A 16,702-nucleotide genomic window follows, 5' to 3' on the forward strand; every position below is an offset into this window, starting at 1 on the left:
AACCCGCGGCCTAAAGGCCGCGGCCTCCGCGCGCGTCAGCGCTTGATGTTGGTGGTTTCCTGCAGCATCTCGTCCACGGTCTGGATGACCTTGGCGTTGGACGAATAGGCGCGCTGGGTCTGGATGAGGTCGGTCAGCTCGGCCGCGACGTCGGTGGTCGAGCCTTCGCGGGCATACCCCACGACCGCGCCGGTCGGCCCGTCGCCCGCATCCCACAGGAAGAACGAGCCCGAGTTCGGCGACACCTGATAGGTCTGGTTGTTCAGCGCGATCAGCCCGTTCGGGTTCGGCACATCGACCAGCGGGATCTGGTAGAGGGTGCGGATGAAACCGGTGTCGTAGGTCGCCCGCATCATCCCGTTCTCGTCCACCTCGACCGCCGTCAGGTTGCCGACCGGAGAGCCGTCCTTGGTGATGTTCGTGGTGGCGAAGTCGTCGTCGAGCTGGGTCAGCCCGTTCGGGTCGCCGAGCCGGCCGATCGAGACGGTCATCGGCCCGCCCGCCACGTTCAGCGCCAGCTGCCCGGTCGCCGGATCGTAGGCGCCCCCCGACAGCGTGGTGACCGAGGCGAGCGTCCCGCCCATCGTCTGGCTGTCGTCGAAGACCAGTTCGTAGCTGCCGATCAGGTTCGAGGCGGGATCGCTGGCGGAATCCCGGATCTCCATCGTCCAGGTGTTCGAGAGGCCCGAGCCAGCCGCGACCGTCGGGGTGAAGGTCACGTTGAGCGATTCGGAGGTGCCGAGGTTGCCGAAATACTCGATGCTGCGGGTCCACGGATCGCCGCTGGCGCCCGCCTTGGTCTCGAGCGCGGGCAGGTTGATGCCGATGGTCATGGCGGTGGTCGGATCGGCCGAGGTCTGGTTGGCGTTCAGTACCACCGGTTGCAGCCCGGCCACCGAATCGCGCGACATCACCGGAATGTTGCCGTCCTGGTTGGCCGGCCAGCCCATCAGGACGAGGCCCGAATCGGTGCGCAGCACCCCCTCTGCATCCGGGCGGAAGGCCCCGGTCGAGGTCATCGTCATCGGCTTGTCGCCGCCGCCGCGGTTGGCAAGGTCCACCGACTGGATCACCGGCAGGAAGCCGCGTCCCGAGATCGCCAGGTCGAGCGGGTTCTTCGAGGAGACCAGCGCCCCCTTTTCGTCGATGATCCGCGAGGTCGTTGCACGGACCCCGCCGGCTGAATACACCCCCGCGCCACGGGCCTGGTTGATCACCATGCTCTCGAACTCGGTGTTCACCCGCTTGTAGCCGTAGGTCCCCGAGTTCGCGATGTTGTCCGAGATGGTGGCCAGCCGCGTGGCGTTGGCCGCCAGCCCGGCGACACCGGCATTGAGGGACGAGGAAATCGACATGGGATCACCCTGATTGTTGCGCTGTTGCCGTCACTGTCCACGCGAGACCTTAATTTCCGGCTAACGCCGGCCCGCGCGCCAACATTATCTGAGTAAAATGACCTCGATCCGGTTGTTGGCCGGGTCCATCGCATTGGAATTGCGGGGCTTCTTGTCGCCAAAGGCGGTCACCCGCTGGACCCGGCGCTCATCGAGCCCGCCCTCGGCCAACAGTTTGCGGGTGGCGTGGGCGCGCTGGTCCGAAAGCGGCCAGACGGGATTCTCGATCATCATCTCGGGGAAGCCCCGCACATGGCCGGCGATGGCCAGGCGGTTGCGGGTCCGCCCCAGCACCGTCGCGAGGATTCCCGTCAGCTCGCGCATCACCGGCGACGGCTCGGCGCTGTCGCCCACGAACAGCGGCTCGTCCACGATGTCGCCAAGCTCGATCACCAGCCCCTCGTCGGTCATCCGGGTCACCACATGACGCAGCAGGTTCACCCGCTGCATCGATTCGGCGCCGCTGCCGGTGAGCTGGTCCTGCAGATGCTGCGCCAGCTTCTCGAGTTCCGCATCGCTGCTGCGCTCGGGCGCGGCGCCCTGATCCGATGCCGGGCTTGCGGCGTCGCCGCCCTCGAGCCCCTGCGAACCGCCCGAATCGGACTGCACGATCGTCGGGTCGAAATAGTCGGCGAGCCCCTGGCGCTGCTTTTCCGTGGTCGCATTGAGCAGCCACATCAGCAGGAAGAACGCCATCATCGCGGTCACGAAGTCGGCGTAGGCGACCTTCCACGCGCCGCCGTGGTGGCCGGCCTCACCCCCGCCCTCGATCCGCTTGATGATGATCGGGGATGCGCCCTTGCCCGACTTGCCTGCCATGATCGCCCCCGTCACCACGTCGAGCGACAGGTTTAGCAGAGACCCGGTTACGGCGCGGTTAACCGCTCAAATGCCGCGCAGATCCTCGGCCATCATCACGGCGGCCTTCTCGGCGATCATGATCGTGGGTGCGTTGGTGTTCCCCGAGGTGATCGTCGGCATCACCGAGGCGTCGACCACGCGCAGCCCCTCGACGCCCCGCACCCGCAGGCGCGGATCGACGACCGCGCCGGGGTCGGCCCCCATCCGGGCCGTCCCGACCGGGTGGAAGATGGTCGAGCCGACCATCCCCGCGGCATCGGCCAGCTCGGCGTCGGTCTGGAAATCGGGGCCGGGCTTGAACTCTTCCGGGCGGTACTTCGCCATCGCCGGGTTGGCCATGATCGCCCGCGTCCGCCGGATCGCCCGGGCCGCGACCAGCCGGTCGCCGGGGGTCGAGAGGTAGTTCGGCGCGATCACCGGCGCCCGCATCGGGTCGGGCGAGCCGATCCGCACCGTACCGCGGCTTTCCGGGCGCAGGTGGCAGACGCTGGCGGTGATCGCCGGGAAATCATGCAGCGGCTGTCCGAACGCCTCGAGGCTTAGCGGCTGGACGTGCCATTCGAGGTCCGGCGTCTCGACCTCGCCCGAAGACCGCGCGAAGGCACCGAGCTGGCTGGGCGCCATGCTCATCGGGCCAGTGCGGCGCAGCAGATACTCGGCCCCGATCATCCCCTTGCCCCACCAGCGCCGGGCGAGCTGGTTGAGCGTCCGCCCGCCCGAGACCTTCCACGCGCAGCGCAGTTGCAGGTGGTCCTGCAGGTTCTCGCCCACGGCGGCCTCGCGCCGGACCTCGATCCCCATCTGCTGCAGCAGCGCGCCGGGGCCGATGCCGGAGAGCTGCAGGATCTGCGGGGTGTTGATGGCGCCCGCGCTGAGCACGATCTCGCGGCCGCGGATCACCTCGATCCCGCCGTCGAGCGAAACCTCGACGCCCGCCGCGCGCGCGCCCTCGAAGATCACCCGGCGCACCTGGCGGTGGGTCAGGACGGTCAGGTTCGGGCGCCGCATGGCCGGGCGCAGGAAGGCGCGGGCGGCCGAGACGCGCCAGCCGTTCTTCTGGCTGACCTTGAAGTAGCCCACCCCCTCGTTGTCGCCAGTGTTGAAGTCGTCGACGCAGGGGATGCCCTCGGCCTCGGCGGCGCGCGACCAGTCGTCGAGGATGTCCCAGCGCAGCCGCTGGCGCTCGATCCGCCAGGGGCCGCCGGCGCCGTGATGGTCCGAGGGGCCCGCGAAATAGTCCTCGGACTTGCGAAACAGCGGCAGCACGTCGTCCCAGCCCCAGCCGGTGCAGCCCGCCTGCCGCCACTGGTCGTAATCCTCGGCCTGGCCGCGCAGATACAGCATCCCGTTGATCGAGCTGCACCCGCCGAGCACCCGCCCGCGGGGATAGAGCAGGCTGCGCCCGTGCAGCCCCGGGTCGGGGGCGGTCTTGTACATCCAGTCGGTGCGGGGATTGCCGATGCAGTAGAGATAGCCGATCGGGATGTGGATCCAGGGATAGTCGTCGCGCCCGCCGGCCTCGATCAGCGCGACGCGCAGCCGCGGGTCCTCGGACAGCCGCGCGGCCAGAACGCAGCCGGCGCTGCCAGCCCCGGCGATGACGATATCGTAGTCCATGCGGGTCCCTCCCCCCGGGACGGGGACGTTAGCATCGGGGCGGGCGGGGGCAAGTGGGCGCCGCGCCGGGCTTCGACCTCCCGGCCCCGGGGCCCCGCCGCGCCCGCCCCTCCCTCTCCCTTGGCCAAATATCCCGGGGGACGCCGCGCCAGCGGCGGGGGGCAGCGCCCCCTGCGGCGCCCGTCGCCCGCGCCGCCATCGCCCCCTTCCCCCACGGCGCGCTTGCGCCGCGGTGCGGGCGGCTTATCTTCGCCCCATGATCGAGGCAGGCCAGTACGACATCACCACCGGGGCGGGGCTGATCGCCTGCCCGCGCTGCGATGCGCTGCACGTCGAGGCCGAGCTGGCGCCGGGCGAGACCGCGCGCTGCATCCGCTGCCACTCGATCCTCGCCCGCCCGCGCGAGGGGGCCTTCACCCAGATCGTCGCACTGTCCTTCACCTCGATGGTGCTGATGTTCGCGGCGGTGTTCTTTCCGTTCCTCGAGATCTCGCGCATGGGGATCGGCAACGCCACCTCTCTCTTCGGGGTGGCGCTGGCGTTCTCGCAAGGCTGGCTGATGCCGCTGACCGTCGCGGTGCTGGGGTTCATCGTCGGGCTGCCGGTGCTGCGGGCGGCGCTGCTCGTCTATGTGCTGCTGCCGATGCGGGGCGAGGGGCGGCCGGCGCCGCAGGCAGGCGCGGCCTTCCGGCTGTCGGAACTGCTCAGGCCGTGGTCGATGGCCGAGATCTTCGTGATCGGCACCTCGGTCGCGCTGGTCAAGGTGGCGGGGCTGGCGACGGTGAACCTCGGCCCGGCCTTCTGGGCCTTCTGCGCGCTGATCATCGTCGGCGCAGCCAGCGACGTGTTCACCTGCTCGACGACGATCTGGGACACGCTCGAGGACCGCGGCGCCTTCACCGACGGGCGCGAGGTGGTGGCCGACCCGGTCGAGACCGCCGCCGACCGCGCCGCGGTCGAGGGCACCGCCGTGCGCGTTGTGCAGGTCGAACCCGACCCGCACGGCCACCCCATGCCCGGCCCCGCCGCCCCACCGCCCGGCCCGCCCGCCGGCAACCCGGGCGCCGCCTGATGGCCGCGCCGCCCGCGCCCTCCGCCCCACCCGTCGCCACCGGCGCCGCCGTGGGGGCCAGCCGCCCGCCCCGTCGCCCCGGCCCGGTCACCGCCCCGCGCGAGGACGCGCCGATCCTGACCGCGCACCGCGCCCATCTCGTCGGCTGCCGCGGCTGCGGCCGGGTCTGGCCCGAGGGCAGCGCCGTCTGCGGCCGCTGCGGCGCCCCGCTGCACAGCCCCGACCGGTCGAGCCTCGCCGCCGTCTGGGCCTGGTGGCTGGCCGGGCTGATCTTCTACATCCCCGCGAACCTGCTGCCGATGCTCAAGACCCAGACCTTCGCGGGCCTCGCGGGCAACAGCGAGGCGACGATCATCGGCGGGGTGATCGAGCTCATGCACTACGGCAACTACGGGGTCGCGGGGATCGTGTTCGTGGCCTCGGTGATCGTGCCGATCGGCAAGTTCGCGGTGATCGCCTGGCTCGCCCGGGTCGCCGGGCGCCCCGCCACGCCCGAATCCGCCCACACCCGCTTGCGCGCCCTCGAGGCGGTCGAGTTCATCGGCCGCTGGTCGATGATCGACGTGTTCGTGGTGGCGATCCTCTCGGCGCTGGTGCAGCTCGGCTTCGTCGCCACCATCCACCCGGGACCGGCCGCGGTCAGCTTTGCGCTGTCGGTTGCGTTCACGATGCTTTCGGCGCAAAGCTTCGACCCGCGGCTGATCTGGCGCGGCCTGCCGTTGCGAAGCCGCCGGGACAGGACCAGCGCATGACCGACATTCCCCCGCCCGACCGGCGCCCGACGGCCCCTTCGGCCCCCGCCGGCCCCGCCGAGCCGTCCGCCATGCGCCCGGCCAGCCCGGTGCGCCGCACCGCCGCGCGGGCCGCGCGCGCCGGCGTCTCGGTCATCTGGGCGGTGCCGATCATCGCCCTTCTGGTCACCATGGCGCTGGCCTGGAACGCCTATACCGGCCGCGGCACGCTGGTCTCGGTCGCCTTCAGCGACGCGACCGGCATCACCCCGGGCGAGACCGCGCTCAAGTTCCGCGAGATCACCGTCGGCAAGGTCGAGGCGGTGCGCTTCACCCGCGACCTGCAGCGCGTGGTCGTGGACATCCGCGTGGACAAGGACATCGCCAGCTTCATCGACGACGATGCCGAGTTCTGGATCGTCCGGCCGCAGGTCTCGGCGCAGGGTATCTCGCGCCTCGACACGGTGCTGACCGGCGCCTTCATCGAGGGCTACTGGGACGACAAACCCGGGGCGGCCGACCTCGACGTGCACGAGGGGCTCGACAAGGCCCCGCTGACCCGCTCGAACGAGCGCGGGACGTGGGTGACGCTCGCCTCGACCAGCGCCAAGGGCATGGCCGAGGGGGCGCCGATCTTCTTCCGCGGGCTGCAGGTGGGGCGGATGCAGAACCTGCGGCTGGCCGAGCGGGACGAGACGGTGATGGCCGACGTCTTCGTGGCCGCCCCGCACGACCAGCGCCTGACCACCGCGACGGTGTTCTGGGACACCTCGGGGTTCAACGTCTCGCTGGGCCCGCAGGGGGTGCAGCTCAACGTGAGTTCCGTCTCGTCGCTGCTGCAGGGCGGGGCCGAGTTCGCCACGCTCAGTTCGGGCGGCCAGCCGGTCCAGCCGGGGCATGTCTTCACCCTGCAACCCGACCAGCAGGCGGCGCAGAACAGCCTGTTCGCCGCCTCGCCCGAGGATGAGCTGCGCCTGACCGTGCTGCTGCCCGAGGCGGTGCGCGGCCTTTCGGAAGGGGCCGACGTGCAGTTCCAGGGCCTGACCGTGGGCCGGGTCACGGCGCTTTCGGTGCGCGTCGCGCCGCCGGCGGACGGCCAGCCGGGGCAGGTGCTGCAGGACATCACCATCGCGCTGTCGCCCCAGCGGCTCGGCCTGCCCGACACCGCGACGCCGGCGGACGCGCTGGCCTTCCTCTCGGGCCGGGTCGAACAGGGGCTGCGGGCCCGGGTGACCGGGGCCGGGTTCCTCGGCACCTCGCTGATGGTCGAGCTGGTCGAGCTGCCCGACCAGCCCCCGGCGCGGATCGCGGTCGACGCCCAGCCCTTCCCGGTCGTCCCCTCGGCCCCGACCGACAGCTCGGACATCGCGGCCACCGCGCAGGGGTTCATGACCCGCATCGGCAACCTCAAGATCGAGGAGCTGCTGAAGTCCGCGACCGACATGATGAACAGTGTGACCGCCATCGCCTCGTCGCAGGACACCCGCGCCATCCCCGCCGGGCTGCGCAAGACCATCGACGAGGCCCAGGCGACCGCCGCCGAGCTGCGCGCCGCCGTCGAGGAGCTGCGCGGCGCGGGCGTCGTCGCCAACATCTCGGGCGCGGCGACGCAGGCGAGCGAGCTGGCGACCAAGCTCAACGGCGCCGCCGACAAGGTGCCGGGGATCGTCGACAGCCTCGACAAGGCCGCGGCCTCGGTCCGTGACGTGGACTTCGCGGGCCTCGCCACCGAGGCGCGCGGCGCGGTCGCCGACATCCGCGCCGTGGTCGGCACCGAGGCCGCCCGCGCCCTGCCCGGCAACCTCTCGGCGGCGATGGACCGCGTGGGGACCGCCGCGGGCGACATCGGCGACATCGCCAGCGACCTCAAGGCCAACCAGATCGGGCCGAAGATCGGCAAGTTCGTGGACGACGCGAGCGCCACCGCGGCCTCGATCCGCGAGGCGGCGGTGGATATCCCCGGGATGGTGGAGAAGATCGACGCCGCGGCGACCTCGGTCGACGAGTTCGACTGGTCGGGGATCAGCGCCTCGGGCAAGGGGCTGGTCGACGACCTGCGCGCGATGCTCGGGACCGAGGATGCCGCGCAGCTGCCGCGGAACCTGTCGGACACGCTCAAGGCGGCCTCGGGGCTGCTGACCGACCTGCGCGACGGGAACGCGGCCGGCAGCCTCAACGCCGCCCTCGCCTCGGCCCGCCGGGCGATGGACGAGGTCGCGCAGGCGGCCAACACGCTGCCGCAGCTCTCGAACCGCTTCCAGCAGCTCGCCAGCCGGGCCGAGGCGGTGATCGCGGCCTACGGCGATCGCGGCGCCTTCAACACCGAGTCGATCAACACCATGCGCGCGCTTCGCCGTGCGGCCGAGAACTTCGGCAGCCTTGCCGCCACCATCGAGCGCAACCCCCGCGCCTTCATCCTGGGACGATAGACCATGCTGCGCCCTGCACTTCTTGCCCTGACCGCCGCCGTGGCGCTGGCGGGCTGTTCCAACCCGGAAAAGACCGGCCGCTACCTGATCGACCCGCCGACGCCCGCGGCGCGGGTCGGCAACGCGCTCGGCACCGCCGAGCTGCGCGACGTGACGCTGCCGGAATACGCGGCGGCGGGCGAGGTCTCGTGGCAGACCCCGGACGGCGCGGTGCGGTCGAACCCGAAGAACCTGTGGGCGGACAAGCCGCAGCGGGCGTTCACCCTGACGCTGGCGCGGGCCATCTCGGACATGTCGGGGGCGACGGTGATCGCCGAGCCGTGGCCGCTGGCCGAGCCGCCGCGGCGCCGGATCGAGGTGCGGGTGGAAAAGGCGCTGGCGCAACTGGACGGCATCTACCGGCTCAAGGGGCAGTATTACGTCTCGAACGACAGCTCGGGCGGCACCAACCACGCCCGCGGGTTCGACATCGCCGTGCCGCTGCCGCAGGCGGCGGCCTCGGGCGGCGGCGGGCTGGGCGGGCTGCTGGGCGGCGGCGGGCAGGCGGTCGCCTCGCCCTCGGCCATCGCGGCGGCGCAGAACGCGGCGATCTCGCAGCTTGCGGCGCAGATCGCGGTGCTGGGCGGGCCGGGCCGGACGGTCAAGACGCAGACCCCGCGGCTCGACCCGATCTTCTCGACCCCGCTGGAACCGCTGCCGCCGCTCGAGCCGCTGCCCGAGATCAGCGTCGAACCCTTGAGCTGAGCTAGCCCGTGCCGCCCGTGCCGTCATCCGGCAGGAAGCGGCCGAAGCGCCCGGCGGCAAAGACCAGTGGGTGATCGTCGGGACCGCCGATCGTCACCTGCGCCACCCGGCCCAGCAGAACGCTGTGGTCGCCCGCCGCATGGCAGGCTTCGGCCCGGCAGTCGAAGCGGGCCGCGACGCCAGGGATCACCGGGGTGCCGAGGTCCGAGACGCTGGGCGGCAGCCCCGCGAAGCCCGCCCCGCCGCGGGCAAACCGCAGGCACACGTCGAGCTGTTCGGCGCCGAGCACATGGACCGACCAGGCGGGCGCCGCGGCGAAGATGGCGTGGCGGCTCGACGCGCGGGCCGGGCACCACAGCACCAGCGGCGGGTCGAGCGACACGCTGGTGAAGCTGTTGACCGTCATCCCCACCGGGCCCGCGGGCCCCTCGGCGGTCACGATGGTGACGCCGGTTGCGAACCGGCCGAGCGCGTCGCGGAACACCCGGCCCGGCTCGCTCTCGGGGTGAAAGCTGATCGCGTCGGCCAGCCGGTCGAGCGTCTCGGGCGGCAGCCGGGTCATCGCCCCTGCCCCGCCGCGCGCAGGTCCGCCCCGGGGGCCAGCCCCTCGGCCAGCAGCCCGTGCAGCGCGGGCCCGGCCACGATCAGCCCGTCCGACTGCGGCACCGCGCCGTTGAAGCGGAACGCCCGGCCCTGCCGGTCGGTGACGCCGCAGCCGGCCTGCGCGGCGATCACGCTCGCCGCCGCGATGTCCCAGTCCCAGACCGGCCGCACCGACAGCGCCGCGTCGAACCGCCCCTCGGCCACGAGGCACAGCCGCCAGGCGAGCGAGCTGCGGAACTTCCGCGTGAGCCCCGGCACCCGCCCTCCGCGCCAGTGCTGGGGGTCGAGCACGGTCCGCGCGCCCAGCATCGTCGCCCCCTCGGCCGAGGTCCGCGCAGCGGGACGGATCGGGGCGCCGTTCAGCGTGGCGGGGCGGTCCAGATCGGCCGCATAGGTCGCCCCGCGGGCCGGCAGGTGGACGACGCCCGCGACCGGGCGGCCGTCCTCGACCACGGCGACGCAGACCGAGAACCCCTCCTGCCCGTCGATGAAGGCGCGGGTTCCGTCGATCGGATCGACGATGAAGGTCCGGGCGGCCGCAAGCCGCGCCGGATCGTCGGGGCTTTCTTCGCTCAGCCAGCCGTAGCCGGGGCGCGCTGACCTGAGCCGCGTCTCGAGCGCGGTGTTCACGGCCAGGTCGGCCTCGCTGACCGGCCCGGCGCCTGCGTCCTTGTCCCACGAGCGGAAGCTGCCGCGCCAGTAATCGAGGGCGATGCGCCCGGCCTCGACCGCCGCTGCCTCGATGAGCGCGAGGTCGGTCAGCGTCAGGTCCGCTTCGTCCGACGCCGTGTCGCGCCGGGCGTCGTCGCGCAGAGGCTCAGGCGCCGGCAACGGTCATCCCCTCGACCATGAGGCTCGGCACCCGGTGGCTGCGCCATTCGGGCAGGTCGTCGGCGGCGGTGATCCGCATCAGCATCTCGCGCAGGTTCCCGGCGATGGTGCATTCGTTGACCGGAAAGGCGATCTCGCCCCCCTCGACCCAGAACCCCGCCGCGCCGCGGGAATAGTCGCCGGTCGTCGGGTTGACCGAGGCGCCGAGCATCGAGGTCACGACGAGCCCCCGCCCCATGTCGCGGATCAGCGCCGCGGGCGGCACCGTCCCCGGGGTCAGCGTCACGTTCGAGACGCCGGGCGAGGGCGGCGCCGAGGTGCCGCGCACCGCGCTGGCCGTCGACGGCATCCCGAGCTTGCGCCCGGTGGCGAGGTCGAGCGTCCAGCCGCCCAGCACCCCGTCCGCGACGATGGTGCGGGCGGCGGTGGGCAGCCCCTCGCCGTCGAAGGGGCGCGAGGCGCCGCTGCGGGGCAGGCGCGGGTCCTCGACCAGATCGAAGCCGGGGGGGAGCACCGGCTCACCCAGCGCGGTCCTGAGCCAGCTGGCGCCGCGCGCGACGGCGCTGCCGTTCACCGCCGAGAGCAGGTGCCCGATCAGCGTGGCGGCCACGCGCTCGTCATAGAGGATCGGAAAGGCGCCGGTGGGGGGCTTGCGGGCGCCCTTGCGGGCCACCGTGCGCTCGCCCGCGCGGCGGCCGATCTCTTCGGGGTCGGGCAGGTCTTCGGCCCAGACGCGGGATTCCGAGGCCCAGTCACGCTCCATCCCCGTGCCCTCGCCGGTGATCGCCACCGCCGATATGCCGTGGCTCGAGCGCGCGTAGCCGCCGGAAAAGCCGTTGGTGCCGGCGAGCCAGAACTGCCGGTGCAGCGACGAGGCGCTGGCCTGCTCGGCGATCCGCACGCCGGGGACGGCCAGCGCCGCCGCCTCGGCCCTGAGCGCAAGATCCAGCAGCGCCTCGGGCGCGGGCTGCGGCTGACCGTCGTCGAGCGCCAGCCCGCCGCCGTCCCGCACCTCTGACAGCGCGCCCGGATCGGCGAGGCCGATCATGTCGTCGACCGGCGCCTCGCGGGCCATTGCCACGGCACGCTCGGCCATTTCGTCGATGGTGCGGGGGGTGAGGTCGCTGGCCGAGACGCAGGCCTGCCGGCCGCCGATCAGCACGCGGAGGCCGATCTCGACCCCCTGCGCGCGGGTCGCCTGCTCCAGCGCGCCGGCGCGCACATCGACCGAGATCGAATCGCCCGAGACCGCGACGGCGTCCGCCTCGGTCGCGCCGGCGGCCCGGGCGGCGGCCAGCAGCGCGTCGGTCAGCCCGGCCAGATCGGGGGGCGCGTGGTCGCCTCGGGTCATCGGCTGCGGTTCCTCACGATGCAAAAAGGGCCGGACGGGCCGGCCCTTTCCGCGGGTGTCGTCAGCAAGGGTGTTACTTCACCTGCTGGCCGTTGGCAAAGACCTGCCCGCCCTCCTTGAACTCGTACTCGCCCACCAGCGCATCCCCGCCCTCAGGCGCGGGCTTGGCGAACATGGCCAGCATCATGCGGTAGCCGCTGACCTCGTCCTGGCTGAGGATGCCGAGCTTCACGAGGTTGTCGATCAGCGCGTTCACCCCCTCGAGCCGGGCGTGCATCGTGCCCACGGGCGCGTCGATCGAGCCGCCTTCGGGCACGGTCAGCGCCCCGGTCACGTCCACCTTGGTGCCGATGGCGTCGAGCGCGAGCTTGTTGACGTTCAGCTCGGTCAGCACGAACGGCTCGGGCGTGTCGGCCGCGTCATCGGCGGCCTCGGGTGCGCCGTCAGCCGCACCGGCATCCGCCGAGGTCGTGGTGTCGGTCGCGGCGTCGGTGGTGGGCGCGTCGGCGGCGGGCGCGTCGGTCGCAGGTGCGTCGGTCGCGCTCGGCTCGGTCGCCGTGGCGTCCGGGGCGGCGGCGTCGGTGCCTTCGGCGGCATCCTCCATCGCCTTGACGTTGGCGGGGTCGAACAGGTCCATGGCGATCCTGGCCAGGCCCGTCACGTCCACGTCAAGGCTCGCCGGCTCGCGCGGCAGCACCTTGCCCTGGTCGAACAGGTTCCACAGCTCGTCCCCGACGGTGAGGCCGGTCAGCGAATAGGCGATCTTGAACGGCACCGGGGCGTCGGACTTCATCACCGGGATCTGCACGTCGACGGTCGAGCCGCCGACCGCGTAATTGATCGGGAACGGCAAGTCCGACGAGGTCAGGCTGACGTTCGAGGCGTCGGCGCTGCCCTGGTACTTGAGGCCGGCGGTCGACATCCCGACGGTCAACTCGACCCCCTTCACGTCGGTGGCCATCTGGCCGCTGACGTCCTTGTCCTCTTCGCCCTTGCCGCTGAACTGCCCCTCGACCTTGCCGGCGCCGATCGAGAAGCTGGCGCTCATGTCCATGCCGGCCTTGAGGGCGGCGTTCAGGTCCTTGGTCACGTCGACGCCCTTGGGCATCATGAAGCGGCCCTCGCCGGCCAGCGCGTCGATGCTGCCGGTGAACGAGGCCTTGGCGGTCGGATCTTCCTTGTCCATCCCCTCGACCGTGCCGGTGAAGTCGGCGCGGTCGGCGCCCATGCGGGCGTCGACGGTCTGGACAGGGCCGTCCACGACCCGCTGCGACGAGGTGGCGTTCACCATCGTCACGCTGATCGGCATCGGCTTCTGCCCGTCCGGCGTGGTGATCGTGTTCAGCGCGAACACCATCTGCGTCGCGCGGCTCTCGTGGGTCATGTCCTCGGGCGCGCCGCTCGAGACGATCTCGGCGTCCTTCAGCGTCACGTTCCCGTCGAGGGTGACGGGCTCGTCCTCCTCGTTCTTGAACGTCAGCTTGAGGGGCGAGGTCTCGGCCACGACCGTGCGCACCTTGCCGTCGCCGGTGCCGGTCAGCGTGACCTCGGGCATGGTGAACTCGACCCCGCCCTCGTTGTCGGGCGCCGACGCCGCCATGACCACGTTCTTGAGGGTCAGGGTCTCGCCGGCCTCTTCACGCGAACCCTCGGTGACGGTGTAGCCGTTGGCCTTGTAGTAATCGACCCAGTTCTGCCACACCTGCGCGGGCGTGACCTCGGCGAAGGCCGGGGCCGTCAGGGCGATGACGGCGAGGGCCGAGCTTGTGGTCCTGAGAAACATTGACGATACCTTTCCGCTGCTGACGGATCACATTCGGTTCAGACGCGACGTGTCGTGCCATACCGCGACGCAACGGCCAAGGAGGCAAGATGGTTCGGTCGGAAACTTCGTCCGAGGGGCTGGTCACGATTTCGTTGGACCGCCCGGACAAGGCGAACGCGCTGACGCCCGGGATGCTCGAGGCGCTGATCGCGGCGGTCGAGGCGGCCACGACGGCGGGCGCGCGGGCGCTGGTGCTGACAGGGACGGGCAAGGTCTTCTCTGCCGGCGCCGACCTTGACGCGGCCCGCGCGGGACTTGCCGTCTCGCCCCTGTGGGAGGCGCTGTCGGGCGCCATCGCCGCCGCGCCCGCGCTGACGATCGCGGCGCTGAACGGCACCGCGGCGGGGGGCGCGCTGGGGATGGTGCTGGCCTGCGACCTGCGGATCGCGGTGCCGACGGCGAAGATCTTCTATCCGGTGATGCGGCTGGGGTTCCTGCCGCAGCCGTCGGACCCGCGGCGGCTGGCGGCGCTGGCGGGGCCGTCGCGGGCGGCGATGATCCTGATGGCGGGGCAGAAGATCAGCGCCGACGAGGCGCTGAGCTGGGGGCTGATCGACCGGATCGCGGAACCCGAGGCGCTGGCCGAGACGGCCGCCGCGCTCGCCGCCGACGCGCTGGCGGCCGAGGTCGCCCATGTCGCGGGGATCAAGCAACTGATCGCCGGGGCGCGCTGAGCGCGGCCTGAACGGGGCCCTGCGCGCCGAGCGGGCGGGACGGCCGGCTCAGTGCGTCAGCCTCAGGGCTTCTTCGGCGGGTTGGCGCGGGTGACGACGTAAAGCCCGACCGCCAGCAGCACCAGCGCCTGCGCGGTCCACCAGCCATGCGGCAGGATGTGCCAGCTGACCGCCAGCCCCACCGCCATCGACACCACGACGAAGATCTTGACCGCCGGCGCGATGGCCCGGTGTTCATGCCATTCGCGGATCTGCGGGCCGAACACCTTGTGGTTCACGATCATCGCGTGGAACCGCGGCGACGAGCGGTTGAAGCCGTAGGCCGCGACCAGCAGGAACGGCACGGTGGGCATGATCGGCAGGACGGTGCCGACGAGCGCCAGCCCCAGTCCGGCAAAGCCGACCACCCACCAGAACCATGCCCGCATTTCCCGCATGTCAGTAGCGGTAGTGCTCCGACTTGAAGGGCCCCTCGACCGGGACGCCGATGTAGTCGGCCTGGTCCTTGCGCAGCTCGGTCAGCTTGACGCCGATCTTCTCGAGATGCAGCCGCGCGACCTTCTCATCCAGCGCCTTGGGCAGGATGTAGACGCCGGGCTGATATTCGTCGCCCTTGGTCCACAGCTCGATCTGCGCCAGCACCTGGTTGGTGAAGCTCGCCGACATGACGAAGGACGGGTGCCCCGTGGCGTTGCCGAGGTTCAGCAGCCGGCCCTGGGACAGCAGGATGATCCGGTTGCCCGAGGGCATCTCGATCATGTCCACCTGGTCCTTGATGTTGGTCCACTTGTGGTTGCGCAGCGCGGCGACCTGGATCTCGTTGTCGAAGTGGCCGATGTTGCCGACGATGGCCATGTCCTTCATCTCGCGCATGTGCTCGAGCCGGATCACGTCCTTGTTGCCGGTGGTGGTCACGAAGATGTCGGCGGTGCCCGCCACATCCTCGAGCGTGACGACCTCGAACCCGTCCATCGCGGCCTGCAGCGCGCAGATCGGGTCGATCTCGGTGACCTTCACCCGCGCGCCCGCGCCGCGCAGCGACGCCGCCGAGCCCTTGCCCACGTCGCCGTAGCCGCAGACGACGGCGACCTTGCCGGCCATCATCGTGTCGGTGGCGCGGCGGATGCCGTCGACGAGCGATTCCTTGCAGCCGTACTTGTTGTCGAACTTCGACTTGGTGACGCTGTCGTTGACGTTGATCGCCGGGAACGGCAGCTGCCCCTGCTTGTGCAGGTCATAGAGCCGGTGGACGCCGGTCGTCGTCTCTTCGCTGACGCCGCGGATGGCGTCGCGCTGGCGGGCGAACCAGCCGGGGGTCTCGGCGATGCGCTTGCGGATCTGGGCGAAGAGCGCCTCTTCCTCTTCCGACTGCGGGGTGGCGATGAGGTCGGTCTCGCCCGCCTCGACCCGTGCGCCCATCAGGATGTAGAGCGTGGCGTCCCCGCCGTCGTCCAGGATCATGTTCGCCGTGCCTTCCGGGAACTGGAAGATCCGGTCGGTGTAGGCCCAGTAGTCCGGCAGCGTCTCGCCTTTGACGGCGAAGACCGGGATGCCGGCGGCGGCGATGGCCGCGGCGGCGTGGTCCTGGGTCGAGTAGATGTTGCACGACGCCCAGCGGACCTCGGCGCCCAGCGCCACCAGCGTCTCGATCAGCACCGCGGTCTGGATGGTCATGTGCAGCGACCCGGCGATCCGGGCGCCCTTCAGCGGCTGGGCCTCGCCGTATTCGGCGCGCAGCGCCATCAGGCCGGGCATCTCGGTCTCGGCGATGTCGAGTTCCTTGCGGCCGTAATCGGCGAGCGCGAGGTCACGGACGAGATAGTCGCCCGGGCGGCTGTCGGAGGAGCGGGTCATGGAGGCCCCTTGCTTGCGTGTGAGTGCAGTGCCGGAATCGACCGGCGTTCCCGCGCGGCCTTCTCACAGACGGCGCTGGAACGCAACGAGAGACGGGGCGTGAGGGCCGAAATCCGGCCTGCGGCCTCAGCCGAGGCCGACCTTGGCGAGATAGGTCGCCGGGTTCTCGCCCGCCGCGTAGCCGATCCCCGAGGCGATGACGCACTGCGTGTCATCGGGGCGCGAGAGCACCACGGTCCACGTCCCCATCACGTCCGAGCCCCAAAGCTGGGTGCCGTCCGAGTGGCGGGTGACCATCTGCTCTTCGAACTCGGTGCGCAGCGCGTCGCGGACGGTCGCCGAACGGTCGCACCACGGCTGGTCGCCGTCGGCCTCGCTGGCCACCGGCAGGGTGCGGGCCAGTTCCAGCACCGCCGGCCCCGACAGGCCCGCGACCGCGGTCCAGCCCTTGACCGGCCCGGCATCGTGCGGGGCGGGTTCGACAGCCGACTGCGCGGCCGTCACCGAGAATGCGGCGATCAGCGCCGCAGCGACGGAGAGGCGGGCGACGGACGGGCGGGCGGTGGCGATACGGCGGGACATCTGGACCTTGGGAACAAAAAAGGGGTTGACAGGCGACGGCGCAGCAATTGCTGCACGACGGGACAACGGCGGGGCCGCCTGCGGGTTCCATCGGGCGCGTTCACGCCGGGCTTGACATTCCCGTGACCCCTCTC

At 71.6% G+C, this 16,702-nt stretch carries 15 protein-coding genes; 5 read left to right on the plus strand and 10 right to left on the minus strand.

Annotation, left to right across the window (positions count from 1 at the left end; all coding sequences use genetic code 11):
- Positions 1-35: 35 nt before the first annotated feature.
- The 3 genes from BLW17_RS10775 to BLW17_RS10785 form a co-directional block, all read right to left on the minus strand.
- Positions 36-1,355, minus strand: coding sequence for a flagellar hook protein FlgE (locus tag BLW17_RS10775; RefSeq protein WP_036703467.1), 1,320 nt, complete (start codon positions 1,353-1,355; stop codon positions 36-38).
- Positions 1,356-1,439: 84 nt separating this feature from the next.
- Complete coding sequence (locus BLW17_RS10780; RefSeq protein ID WP_036708957.1) at positions 1,440-2,213, minus strand: flagellar motor protein MotB; 774 nt, start codon at positions 2,211-2,213, stop codon at positions 1,440-1,442.
- 66 nt (positions 2,214-2,279) lie between these two features.
- Entirely contained in the window at positions 2,280-3,872 is a 1,593-nt protein-coding gene (locus tag BLW17_RS10785; RefSeq protein ID WP_036733606.1) for a GMC family oxidoreductase, read from the minus strand.
- Positions 3,873-4,128: 256 nt separating this feature from the next.
- Here BLW17_RS10785 and BLW17_RS10790 point away from each other — a divergent pair, with 256 nt between their 5' ends.
- The 4 genes from BLW17_RS10790 to BLW17_RS10805 are packed head-to-tail and all read left to right on the plus strand — an operon-like array spanning position 4,129 to position 8,848.
- Complete coding sequence (locus tag BLW17_RS10790; protein WP_083388359.1) at positions 4,129-4,944, plus strand: paraquat-inducible protein A; 816 nt, start codon at positions 4,129-4,131, stop codon at positions 4,942-4,944.
- A complete protein-coding gene (locus BLW17_RS10795) occupies positions 4,944-5,696 on the plus strand; it encodes a paraquat-inducible protein A (RefSeq protein WP_083388360.1) in 753 nt (250 codons plus the stop codon). Before BLW17_RS10790 ends, BLW17_RS10795 begins: the two co-directional genes overlap by 1 nt.
- On the plus strand, positions 5,693-8,104 hold the full coding sequence (locus BLW17_RS10800; protein WP_052176422.1) for an MlaD family protein: 2,412 nt from the start codon (positions 5,693-5,695) through the stop codon (positions 8,102-8,104). Before BLW17_RS10795 ends, BLW17_RS10800 begins: the two co-directional genes overlap by 4 nt.
- A gap of 3 nt (positions 8,105-8,107) precedes the next feature.
- Positions 8,108-8,848 carry a PqiC family protein gene (locus tag BLW17_RS10805; protein WP_052176423.1) on the plus strand — a complete coding sequence of 247 codons (741 nt, stop codon included), beginning with the start codon at positions 8,108-8,110 and terminating at the stop codon, positions 8,846-8,848.
- Position 8,849: 1 nt separating this feature from the next.
- Here the strand turns inward: BLW17_RS10805 and ferA are convergent, their stop codons facing one another.
- The 4 genes from ferA to BLW17_RS10825 all read right to left on the minus strand — a co-directional run bounded on the left by ferA (position 8,850) and on the right by BLW17_RS10825 (position 13,416).
- Positions 8,850-9,410, minus strand: a complete 561-nt coding sequence (gene ferA, locus BLW17_RS10810) for a flavin reductase FerA (protein WP_036734003.1) — start codon at positions 9,408-9,410, stop codon at positions 8,850-8,852.
- Complete coding sequence (locus tag BLW17_RS10815) at positions 9,407-10,219, minus strand: 3'(2'),5'-bisphosphate nucleotidase CysQ (RefSeq protein ID WP_052176427.1); 813 nt, start codon at positions 10,217-10,219, stop codon at positions 9,407-9,409. The genes ferA and BLW17_RS10815 overlap by 4 nt, the downstream gene beginning before the upstream one ends.
- Before the next feature lie 49 nt (positions 10,220-10,268).
- Positions 10,269-11,633, minus strand: coding sequence for a TldD/PmbA family protein (locus BLW17_RS10820; protein ID WP_052176424.1), 1,365 nt, complete (start codon positions 11,631-11,633; stop codon positions 10,269-10,271).
- A gap of 73 nt (positions 11,634-11,706) precedes the next feature.
- On the minus strand, positions 11,707-13,416 hold the full coding sequence (locus BLW17_RS10825) for a DUF2125 domain-containing protein (protein WP_036734005.1): 1,710 nt from the start codon (positions 13,414-13,416) through the stop codon (positions 11,707-11,709).
- An 89-nt stretch (positions 13,417-13,505) separates the two neighbouring features.
- Here BLW17_RS10825 and BLW17_RS10830 point away from each other — a divergent pair, with 89 nt between their 5' ends.
- On the plus strand, positions 13,506-14,132 hold the full coding sequence (locus BLW17_RS10830; protein ID WP_036734007.1) for an enoyl-CoA hydratase/isomerase family protein: 627 nt from the start codon (positions 13,506-13,508) through the stop codon (positions 14,130-14,132).
- A gap of 62 nt (positions 14,133-14,194) precedes the next feature.
- On the opposite strand, the gene BLW17_RS10835 is transcribed toward BLW17_RS10830, so the two are convergent.
- The 3 genes from BLW17_RS10835 to BLW17_RS10845 form a co-directional block, all read right to left on the minus strand.
- Positions 14,195-14,560, minus strand: a complete 366-nt coding sequence (locus BLW17_RS10835) for a YbaN family protein (protein ID WP_197055282.1) — start codon at positions 14,558-14,560, stop codon at positions 14,195-14,197.
- Positions 14,561-14,570: 10 nt separating this feature from the next.
- On the minus strand, positions 14,571-15,986 hold the full coding sequence (gene ahcY / locus BLW17_RS10840; RefSeq protein ID WP_036734011.1) for an adenosylhomocysteinase: 1,416 nt from the start codon (positions 15,984-15,986) through the stop codon (positions 14,571-14,573).
- Between the two features lie 126 nt (positions 15,987-16,112).
- On the minus strand, positions 16,113-16,568 hold the full coding sequence (locus BLW17_RS10845; RefSeq protein WP_036704003.1) for a hypothetical protein: 456 nt from the start codon (positions 16,566-16,568) through the stop codon (positions 16,113-16,115).
- Positions 16,569-16,702: the final 134 nt, after the last annotated feature.

The sequence above is a fragment of the Paracoccus sanguinis genome, assembly GCF_900106665.1.
In the GTDB taxonomy this organism is placed as follows: domain Bacteria; phylum Pseudomonadota; class Alphaproteobacteria; order Rhodobacterales; family Rhodobacteraceae; genus Paracoccus; species Paracoccus panacisoli.

Excerpts from the sequence above, each read along its gene's own strand:
- BLW17_RS10775 (WP_036703467.1), bottom strand. The coding sequence starts at position 1,355 with ATGTCGATTTCCTCGTCCCTCAATGCCGGTGTCGCCGGGCTGGCGGCC.
- BLW17_RS10780 (WP_036708957.1), bottom strand. The coding sequence starts at position 2,213 with ATGGCAGGCAAGTCGGGCAAGGGCGCATCCCCGATCATCATCAAGCGG.
- BLW17_RS10785 (WP_036733606.1), bottom strand. The coding sequence starts at position 3,872 with ATGGACTACGATATCGTCATCGCCGGGGCTGGCAGCGCCGGCTGCGTT.
- BLW17_RS10790 (WP_083388359.1), top strand. The coding sequence starts at position 4,129 with ATGATCGAGGCAGGCCAGTACGACATCACCACCGGGGCGGGGCTGATC.
- BLW17_RS10795 (WP_083388360.1), top strand. The coding sequence starts at position 4,944 with ATGGCCGCGCCGCCCGCGCCCTCCGCCCCACCCGTCGCCACCGGCGCC.
- BLW17_RS10800 (WP_052176422.1), top strand. The coding sequence starts at position 5,693 with ATGACCGACATTCCCCCGCCCGACCGGCGCCCGACGGCCCCTTCGGCC.
- BLW17_RS10805 (WP_052176423.1), top strand. The coding sequence starts at position 8,108 with ATGCTGCGCCCTGCACTTCTTGCCCTGACCGCCGCCGTGGCGCTGGCG.
- ferA (WP_036734003.1), bottom strand. The coding sequence starts at position 9,410 with ATGACCCGGCTGCCGCCCGAGACGCTCGACCGGCTGGCCGACGCGATC.
- BLW17_RS10820 (WP_052176424.1), bottom strand. The coding sequence starts at position 11,633 with ATGACCCGAGGCGACCACGCGCCCCCCGATCTGGCCGGGCTGACCGAC.
- BLW17_RS10825 (WP_036734005.1), bottom strand. The coding sequence starts at position 13,416 with ATGTTTCTCAGGACCACAAGCTCGGCCCTCGCCGTCATCGCCCTGACG.
- BLW17_RS10830 (WP_036734007.1), top strand. The coding sequence starts at position 13,506 with ATGGTTCGGTCGGAAACTTCGTCCGAGGGGCTGGTCACGATTTCGTTG.
- BLW17_RS10835 (WP_197055282.1), bottom strand. The coding sequence starts at position 14,560 with ATGCGGGCATGGTTCTGGTGGGTGGTCGGCTTTGCCGGACTGGGGCTG.
- ahcY (WP_036734011.1), bottom strand. The coding sequence starts at position 15,986 with ATGACCCGCTCCTCCGACAGCCGCCCGGGCGACTATCTCGTCCGTGAC.
- BLW17_RS10845 (WP_036704003.1), bottom strand. The coding sequence starts at position 16,568 with ATGTCCCGCCGTATCGCCACCGCCCGCCCGTCCGTCGCCCGCCTCTCC.